This window comes from Streptomyces bobili (assembly GCF_002154575.1).
GTDB lineage: Bacteria > Actinomycetota > Actinomycetes > Streptomycetales > Streptomycetaceae > Streptomyces > Streptomyces bobili.
In genome coordinates, this window is record NZ_MUBA01000539.1 from 1 (window position 1) to 8772 (window position 8772).

At 73.8% G+C, this 8772-nt stretch carries 9 protein-coding genes; 6 read left to right on the plus strand and 3 right to left on the minus strand.

Annotated features, from left to right (window positions below):
- Nucleotides 1–35 precede the first annotated feature (35 nt).
- Together BZL64_RS32940 and BZL64_RS32945 are read right to left on the minus strand one after the other, a co-directional pair.
- Nucleotides 36–884 (minus strand): SMP-30/gluconolactonase/LRE family protein, encoded by an 849-nt coding sequence (locus BZL64_RS32940; RefSeq protein WP_086772773.1) that lies wholly within the window; start codon nt 882–884, stop codon nt 36–38.
- A complete protein-coding gene (locus tag BZL64_RS32945) occupies nt 881–1654 on the minus strand; it encodes an IclR family transcriptional regulator (RefSeq protein WP_086772774.1) in 774 nt (257 codons plus the stop codon). The genes BZL64_RS32940 and BZL64_RS32945 overlap by 4 nt, the downstream gene beginning before the upstream one ends.
- Before the next feature lie 235 nt (nt 1655–1889).
- On the opposite strand from BZL64_RS32945, the gene BZL64_RS32950 reads away from it, so the two are divergent.
- Entirely contained in the window at nt 1890–2495 is a 606-nt protein-coding gene (locus BZL64_RS32950) for a hypothetical protein (RefSeq protein WP_208639569.1), read from the plus strand.
- Between the two features lie 113 nt (nt 2496–2608).
- Here the strand turns inward: BZL64_RS32950 and BZL64_RS32955 are convergent, their stop codons facing one another.
- A complete protein-coding gene (locus BZL64_RS32955; RefSeq protein ID WP_086772780.1) occupies nt 2609–3484 on the minus strand; it encodes an ATP-grasp domain-containing protein in 876 nt (291 codons plus the stop codon).
- 185 nt (nt 3485–3669) lie between these two features.
- Between BZL64_RS32955 and BZL64_RS32960 the strand changes: the two genes are divergently transcribed.
- The 5 genes from BZL64_RS32960 to BZL64_RS32980 all read left to right on the plus strand — a co-directional run.
- Nucleotides 3670–4761, plus strand: a complete 1092-nt coding sequence (locus BZL64_RS32960; RefSeq protein WP_086772776.1) for a MerR family transcriptional regulator — start codon at nt 3670–3672, stop codon at nt 4759–4761.
- Nucleotides 4762–4868: 107 nt separating this feature from the next.
- Nucleotides 4869–6335, plus strand: a complete 1467-nt coding sequence (locus BZL64_RS32965) for an acyl-CoA synthetase (protein WP_086772777.1) — start codon at nt 4869–4871, stop codon at nt 6333–6335.
- Nucleotides 6332–7699, plus strand: a complete 1368-nt coding sequence (locus tag BZL64_RS32970) for a carboxyl transferase domain-containing protein (protein ID WP_086772778.1) — start codon at nt 6332–6334, stop codon at nt 7697–7699. The genes BZL64_RS32965 and BZL64_RS32970 overlap by 4 nt, the downstream gene beginning before the upstream one ends.
- Before the next feature lie 155 nt (nt 7700–7854).
- Complete coding sequence (locus BZL64_RS32975) at nt 7855–8256, plus strand: CU044_2847 family protein (protein WP_086772779.1); 402 nt, start codon at nt 7855–7857, stop codon at nt 8254–8256.
- Nucleotides 8253–8772, plus strand: a 520-nt coding sequence (locus tag BZL64_RS32980) for a S1 family peptidase (RefSeq protein WP_143663376.1), incomplete at its 3' end; no start/stop codon positions are given. The genes BZL64_RS32975 and BZL64_RS32980, both read left to right, overlap by 4 nt.

Sequence of the window (8772 nt, forward strand, 5' to 3'; positions counted from 1 at the left end):
CGCGGGCAAGGGCGTGGCCCACCCGCCGCTCCCCCTCAGCCGCTGAACGCCGGCTGGGCCACGCCCTTGCCCGCGTCGGGGACGACCAGTAGGGAGCCCGACAGTGGATGGGGGGCCTCCAGGCCCACCCGAGCCGTGGTGACGTACAGGTCCGTCAGGTCGGCGCCGCCGAACGCGCAGGCCGTCACCAGCGGAGTCGGCAGCTCGATCACGCGGTCCAGCACACCCTCAGGGGTGTACCGGCGCACCGCTCCACCCGCCCACAGCGCCACCCACACGCATCCGGCCGCGTCGACGGTCAGTCCGTCGGGGAAGCCCGCGCCGTCCTCGATCTCGGCGAAGGGGCGCCGGTTCGTCACCCGCCCGTCGGCGTGGTCGAAGACGTCGACGCGGCGGGTCGGGGAGTCGATGTAGTACATCAGCGTGCCGGAAGGGCTCCAGCCCGTCCCGTTGCTCACCGCGACGTCGTCGAGGACGACCGAGACCGAACCGTCCCCGGTGACACGGGACAGCGTTCCTCCGCCCGGCGCCTCGTCGTACCGCATCGTGCCGACCCAGAGCGAGCCGTCGGGCGCGACCGCCGCGTCGTTGGCCCGGCGGCCCGGAACTGGCTCGTGGTGGAACCAGCGGAAGCTCCCGTCCTCGTCCAGGAGGCCCACGCCGTCCCGGAGGTTCAGGACGAGGCCGCCGCCCGCACGCGGCTTGGCCGCGCCCACGTGCTGCTCGGTGACGCGAACCCCGCGACGGCCCGTCGAGGGGTCGTAGCTGTGCAGGCGCGAGCCGAGGATGTCGAGCCAGAGGAGGCGGCCGGTGGCCGGGTCCCAGGTGGGGCCCTCGCCGAGCGATGCCTCCGCGCGGACGGCGACGTCGAACACGGGTCTCATGCCACGCTCCGGTAGCCAAGCTGTTCCGACAGTTCCGCCGCGCCCTTGGCGGCGAGCTGCTCCAGCTCGATGCGACGGTCGTCGCTCCAGCGGATCATCGGCACGGAGATCGACAGCGCGGCCACGACCCGGCCGGTGCGGTCGCGCACCGGGGCCGCCACGCAGCTGACGTCCGGGTTCGACTCCCGGTTCTCGACCGCGATGCCCCGCTCCCGGATCTCCGCCAGGGCCTCGCGCAGCGCGTCCGGCTCGGTGATGCTGTTGGGCGTCATCGCGATCAGGTCGGCATCGTCGGGGACCCGCGCGGTCAGCTCGGCGTCAGGGAGGGAGGCGAGCAGCATCTTGCCCACGGAGGTGCAGTGCGCGGGGAGGCGACGGCCCGCCGCCGACACCATGCGGACGGCGTGCGTGGAGTCGACCTTGGCGATGTAGATGACGTCCGTGCCCTCCAGGATCGCCACATGGACCGTCTCGTCACAGGTCTCGGCCACGGTCCGGGCCACCTGCTGGCCCTCGGCGGCCAGGTCGAGCTGCTCGGCGTACCGGCTGCCGAGCTGGTACGGCCGCACACCGAGGCGGTAGCGTCCGGGCTGTCCGGGCACGGTGACGATGTACGACCGGGCGGCGAGCGTGGTGACCAGCTCGTGCACGGTGGTGCGCGGCAGCTGGAGCCGGCGCACTATGTCAGGTGCGGAGAGCGTCCCGTCCCCGTCGAGGAAGAGCTCGAGAATGTCGAGAGCCCGGGTAACGGCAGGTACGAGTCGTCCCACGGCCGGCTCCCTCCCTTGTTTCGTTTGAGGCCTGCGTTCGAAATTTCAACAGACGATCGGCATGACGAACACAGGCTAGCCATAGAGCGCGGCGCCGGGCAATGGCCGCGGCGGGGATGCGTGCAGGGCGCGAACCGATCGAGGGCTCATCGAGGGCTCACCGACGGCCCGTCCACGGCTCAATCGACGGCTCATCCACCGGTTCGCCGTGAGGCCGTCCGCCCGGTGGGCCACGATGGTTCGCATGCCGTCCGACACGCCCCCCGCCGTCCGCCGCCCCTTCACGCCCGCCGACTTCCAGCTCGTGCTGCTGCGCCGCATGGCCGACCACAATCCGGACCTGGTGGACGACGCCCGCCATGAGCTGGGTGCCTCGCTCCAGGACATGCGGGAGGCCAACAAACGCTGGCAGGCGATGATCCGCTCGCCGCGCGGCCGGGGCGCCGCCGCCCGGTACCGCTCCGTCCTCGGCGCCCCCGAGTCGCAGGGGTCGCGCCGCATCGGCGACCTGGACTGCGAGGCCCTGCTGTGGCCGCTCCCGCTCTGGCCCGACCTGCGCTTCGAGGTGCTCATCGCCCCGAACGGCGCCGTCTGGAACGAATGGCTCGTCCGCGCGCCGGGCGCCCCCGCTCCCGCCCTGCGCACGCTCGACGACCTCACCCCCTGGTCCTGCACGGTCGACGAGGTCGCCCTCGCCTTCGCCCCCGCCCAGCCCCTGGAGGGCTCGGCGCCCACCCGCTGGGGCTTGGCCTTCGCGGCACCGGACAGGACGGGGGTGCGGCGCGAGGTGGCCGCCGAGTTCACCTGGGGGCTGTTGCAGCGGACGGCGTTGCGGGGGTAGCCCCCGGCAGCGCCCCAAAGGGGCGCGGGGAACTGCGCGACCAGCCACGACGGCGCCGCGGACGACCGACGGCCCGTCACCGCATCCCCCGCTGAGCACTCCCAGCGGAGCGCTCAGCGGGCGGCAGCCGCCGCGAGGATCACCTCGACCACCCGCGGCACCGACTCCGGGTGCAGGAAGAGGAAGAGGTTCGGTTCCACGAGTTCCAGCTCCATCACCCGCGGCCGGCCGTCGTCGCCGTCCACCAGGTCGACGCGTGCGTACAGCAGCTCGGGCGCGTCCGGAACCGCGGCCAACGCCCGCTCCGCCACGTCGAGTTCGGCTGCCGTGGGGGTCCAGGGCTCCAGCCCCGGATGGGCGACCTTGTCCGCGTCGAAAGCGGTTCCTGAGGCAAGCACGGCCCGCTTGCGGCTGGCGTGCAGCAGGCTGCCCCCGAAGAACTGGAGGGCCCGCTCCCCTCCGGTGTCGATGCCGCGCACATACGGCTGGACCATCGCCGTCAACCCCTCCTCGTGCATGCGCGCGAGATGGCGTACGGCGGTGTCGTGCTGGTCGGGGGTGTAGCGCGCGGCGTAACGGGCGCCGGCGCCCGAGGTGGGCTTGACGACGTACTCGTGGTCGTCGGGGAGGTCGGCCGGCTCGCCGGGGCCGAGGTAGCGGGTGGGGACGACGGGTATGCCGGCCGCGGCGAGTTCACCGATATAGCGCTTGTCCGTGTTCCAGCGCACGACGGCCGCCGGGTTCGCGAGGCGCGTCGCCCTGGCGCAGCGCTCCGCCCACGCCGTGAACTCGGCCGCGCGCCAGCTGTAGTCCCAGGTGGAGCGGATCAGGGCGAGGTCGTAGGAGGCCCAGTCGACGTCGGCGTCGTCCCAGCACACGGCCTCCGCGCCGGCTCCGGCCTCCTCCAGCGCCCGCACCAGGACCGGCAGGTCACGGTCCTTGCTGGGCTCCGGACCGGGGTCATAGGTGACGAGGGCGACTCTGGGCACGGGGAACTCCAAGCTGGTGATCGACGTCCGTGACGACTTGTGACGGCTTGCGGCGCGCACGAACCCGCAGGTTAACCGCCGCCCCCGCAACCGCGGCAACCCGTTTGACCTTCCCCTTCGGGGAAGCCCCAGCATCGGTGGCGGAACGACGTGACGGACCGACGGACACGAGAACCGGGGTGCCCATGCACATGCTGACGATCGGCGCCTTCGCGAAGGCCTCCCGGCTGTCGCCGAAGGCACTGCGGCTCTACGACGAGCTGGAGCTGCTGCGGCCCGCGCGAGTCGACCCGGACACCGGTTACCGCTATTACACGACCGGCCAGCTGGAGCAGGCACGGCTGGTGGCGTGGCTGCGGCGGCTCGGCATGCCCCTCGCCCGGATCCGCGAGGTGTGCGCGCTCGATCCCGCGGCCGCCGCCACCGAGATCCGCGCCTACTGGGCGCGGGTCGAGGCGGAGACGGCCGTACGGCGGGACCTCGCGGCGTTCCTCGTGGACCAGTTGTCGCAGACACCCGAGATGTCGAGGAAGGACACCACCATGCTGGAACTTCGTTACGCCGCCCACTCGGACCGGGGCCGGGTCCGCCCGGAGAACCAGGACACGGCGTACGCCGGCGGCAGGCTGCTCGCGGTCGCGGACGGCTTCGGACCGGCGGGCGCCCCCGCCAGCGGCGCGGCCGTGGAAGCCCTGCGCTTCCTGGACACCGAGGAGGTGCCGGCGGGAGACGTCCTCAACCTCCTGGACGAGGCCGTGCGCGGCGCGAACGACGCGGTGCGCGACGCCGCGGGCGGCGCGGGCGACGCGGGCGACGCGGGCGGCGCGGGCGACGCCGGTACCACCCTGACGGCACTGGTGTGGACTGGCTCCCGCCTCGCGCTGGTCCACATCGGGGACTCCCGCGCCTACCTCCTGCGCGACGGCGCCCTGTTCCTCATCACCCACGACCACACCGTCGTCCAGTCGATGATCGACGAGGGCCGGCTGACCGCGGAGGAGGCCGTTGCCCACCCGCAGCGCGCCCTCCTCCTCAAGGCCCTGCCCGGCGCCACTGCCCCGGACGCGGAGCTGCGCCTGCACGACGCCCACCCCGGCGACCGCTATCTCCTGTGCTCCGACGGGCTGTCGACGGTCGTCCCCGAGCCCCGTATCCGCGCCCTCCTCACGGAGACCCCCTCCCCCGCCGACACGGTCCTCGCCCTGGTCGCCGAGGCGAACGGCGCGGGCGGCCCGGACAACGTGAGCTGTGTGGTGGCCGACGTGGTGGAGAGGTGACGGGCGTCGGAACGTGACGGGCGTCAACCTCCGGAACCGGCGGGCCGGGCCGGTCATGGGGTAGGAACGAGCTTGTCGTCGCCGTCCCCTGCCCGAGGAGTGTTCCGGTGTCCTCTCTCTTCCCGGCCCTGACAGACCCGCCACCGTCGGGCCCGCCGTCCGACCGTGTGGCGCTGCGGTTCGGTGACCGGTCCCTGACGTACGCGGAACTCGCGGGTGCGGCGGGTTCCCTGGCGGGCCGGCTGCCGGGGGACGGCGGGCGGGTCGCCGTCTGGGCGACGCCCGCGCTGGAGACGGCCGTGGCCGTCGTGGCGGCGCTGGAGGCCGGGGTCGTCGTGGTGCCCCTCAACCCGAAGTCCGGGGAGAAGGAACTCGGGCACATCCTGTCGGACAGCGCGCCCGCACTCCTCCTGGCCGCGCCGGGAGACGAACTCCCGTCCGCCGTACGTGACGTGCCCCGCGTCGACGTGGACGTGCGGGCCACCGGCGGACGGCTCCCCGACCGAGTTCCCGTGGGCGACGAGGACCCCGCCCTCGTCGTCTACACCTCGGGCACCACCGGCCCGCCGAAGGGCGCGGTCATCCCCCGGCGGGCGGTCGCGGCGACGCTCGACGCGCTCGCCGACGCCTGGGGATGGACCGGCGAGGACGTCCTCGTCCACGGGCTGCCGCTGTTCCATGTGCACGGGCTGGTGCTGGGCGTCCTGGGGCCGCTGCGGCGCGGCGGATCCGTGCGGCATCTGGGGCGGTTCTCCGCCGAGGGGGTGGCCCGAGAGCTGAACAGCGGCGCGACCATGCTGTTCGGGGTGCCGACCATGTACCACCGGCTCGCCGAGACCCTCCCCGGTGATCCCGGTCTCGCCGAGGCGCTCGGCCGGGCCCGGCTGCTCGTCTCCGGCTCCGCCGCGCTGCCCGTGCACGACCACGAGCGGATCACCGCCGCGACCGGGCAGCGGGTGATCGAGCGGTACGGCATGACGGAGACGCTGATGAACACCTCCGTGCGCGCCGACGGGGTACCCCGCGCGGGCACGGTCGGGCTGCCGCTGCCGGGCGTGGAGCTGCGGCTCGTGGAGGAGGACGGAACGCCCTTGACGTCGTACGACGGGGAGAGCGTCGGGGAGATCCAGGTGCGCGGGCCGAACCTGTTCACCGGGTACCTCAACCGGCCGGACGCCACGGCGGGGGCGTTCACCGCCGACGGGTGGTTCCGGACCGGGGACATGGCGGTCCGCGACGGTGACGGTTACGTGCGGATCGTGGGGCGCAAGGCCACCGATCTGATCAAGAGCGGCGGTTACAAGATCGGCGCCGGTGAGATCGAGAACGCGCTGCTGGAGCATCCGGGGGTGCGGGAGGCCGCCGTCACCGGGGAGCCGGACGCCGACCTCGGGGAGCGGATCGTGGCGTGGATCGTGCCACAGGATGAACAATCGCCGCCGTCAGAGGGTGAGTTGGCCGACCATGTGGCGAAGCGGCTCGCCCCGCACAAGCGGCCCCGCGTGGTGCGCTATCTCGACGTGCTGCCCCGCAACGACATGGGGAAGATCATGAAGCGGGCGCTGCCCTCATGAGCGGCGGCCCCCTTCCGAGCGGCCCCGTTCCGAACAGCCCCCTGCGGCTCTCCGCGCGCGAGATCCTCGCCCTCGTCTGCGACTCCTTCGACGAACTCGCTTACCCGGCAAGGGAGTCCGCACCGGACGGCCCCCTGTCCTGGCCCGGCTACGGCGCCTCCCGCGCCCGTGCCGCCGAGCGGACCGGGGAGACGGAGTCCGTGGTCTGCGGCACCGCCCGCGTCGGGGGTACCCGGGCCGTGCTGATCGCGTTCGAGTTCGGATTCCTGGGCGGCTCGCTGGGCGAACGCACCGGCGACCGGCTGGAGGCGGCGTACTCCTATGCCCGCGAACACCGGCTGCCTGTCGTCGCGTTGGTCGCGACGGGCGGGTCCCGGATGCAGGAGGGCATGCCGGCCCTCACCCAGCTCCAGCGGGTGGCCCGGCAGTCGGCGCTGACCCGGCAGGCCGGACTGGCGCAGGTCGCCGTGCTGCGCGATCCGACGACGGGCGGCGGCTGGGCGACCCTGGGCGCGGGCGCCGACGTGGTGCTCGCGATGGCGGGCGCACAGGTCGGCTTCGCCGGGTCGCGGGTACGGCCGCCCGACGCGGACCCGGCCGCGTACACGGCCGAGGCGCAGGTCGCGGCGGGGTCGGCGGACGCGGTCGTGGAGCCGCAGTCGCTGCGGGAGACGCTGGGGAGGTGGCTGCGGCTGCTGACCCGCCCGTCGCAGGAGCCCGCGCCGGTTCCGCGTGCCCTCGGGGCGGAGGATCTCCCGGCCACCGGCTGGGACGCCGTCCGGCGTGCCAGGTCGCCCGAACGTCCGCGCGCCGAGGCCTACTTGAACGCCTACTTCACGCTGCGGGCCGCGATCGGCGGCGACCGCTGCGGCGGCACCGATCCGGACGGCATGCTGTGCGGCTTCGGCGAACACCAGGGCCGTACCGTCGCGTACGCCGCGCAGACGGGGGCGGCGACCAGGCCCGCCGGATACCGCACCGCCACCCGGCTGATCCGGCTCGCGGACCGGCTCGGCATCCCGGTGCTGACCCTGGTGGACACCCCGGGCGCGGCCAACGACGCCGAGGCGGAGCGGCAGGGCGCGGGCGCGGCGATCGCCGAACTGTTCGGCGCGGTGGCCACCGCGCGGACGCCCGTCACCACCCTGGTGATCGGCGAGGGCGGTTCCGGGGGCGCGCTGGCGCTGGCCGCGCCCGGCCGCACCTGGGCCGCCCCGGACAGCTACTTCTCGGTGATCGCCCCGGAGCTGGCCGCCGCGATCCTGAAACGGCCGCCGGAGGAGGTCGAGGCGACCGCCGGTCAACTCCGCATTCGGCCGCAGGACTTGGCGGAGCTGGGGGTGGTCCGTACGGACCTGCCGTGACGCGTGCCGACGCCCCGGAGGACGGTGCGGGGATGTCGTGGCCGGTTTCCGACAACGCCGGCGGGCGGCGGAGGCGGCAACAGGACAATCTCGCGTACCGTCCGTAACAATGGCGGTGCACAGAGCCGCGGTTCGAGGAGTACGACGGGGGCGTCATGGCAGCAGTGGTGGAGTTCACGACGGACGACGGTGGCGTGGTCGCCGTCGAGGCCGTCGAGGAACAGCGGCCCGGTTCCCGGCTCGTGGCCCGCGGTGACGGAACCGTACAGGCGGCCCGTACCTTCGAGGGCGCCCTGGAGGGCGTGCGTTCGGCCGCGGAGTCGGCACTGCGGGTGTTCCGCGACGGCGCGTTGCGGCCCGACGGCGTGGAGATCGAGTTCGGGGTGAAGCTGGCGGCCGAGACGGGCGCGATCATCGCGAAGGGCACGGCGGAGGGCCACCTGATCGTCAGGCTGACCTGGTCCGCGTCGGCGGACCGGGCGCGGGACACCGGGCCGGCGCCGCAGGGGGACTCCGCTTCGGCCTCCCCCCGCCCGGAGCCCTCCGGGGCCTCATGAGAAGCGCCGAGTGGCAGGCCCGGATCGAGTGCGCCGGACAGGTTGTCGGAGCCGGCTTCCTGATCACCCCGCGCACGGTCCTGACCTGCGCCCATGTCGTGCACGAGGGGGCGGCCGAGGCGCTGGCGGTGACCTTCACGGAGCGGCCCGGCTCGGCGCCCGTCCCGGCCCGGATCGTGGCCGAGGGCGGCTGGGCGGGCGGTGCCACCGACCTCGGCGACCTCGCCGTACTGGAACTCGCCCACGAGGTGGAGATCGCCCCGGCGGCGCTCGCACCCGTCGGCACCGCGTACGGCAGGCAGCCGCGCAAACTCGTCGTGTACGGCTTCCCGGTCGGCTTCGACGAGGGCACGCTCGCCGAATACCGCGTCACCGCACCGCAGTTGATCAACCAGGAGTGGATGCAGCTGGAGGCCTGGCAGCCGGACGGGCAGCCTCTCGAACCGGGGTTCAGCGGCGCCGCCGTCACCATGCCGACCACCTCACCGGTGTCGACGAGGGTGACGGCGGCGACCG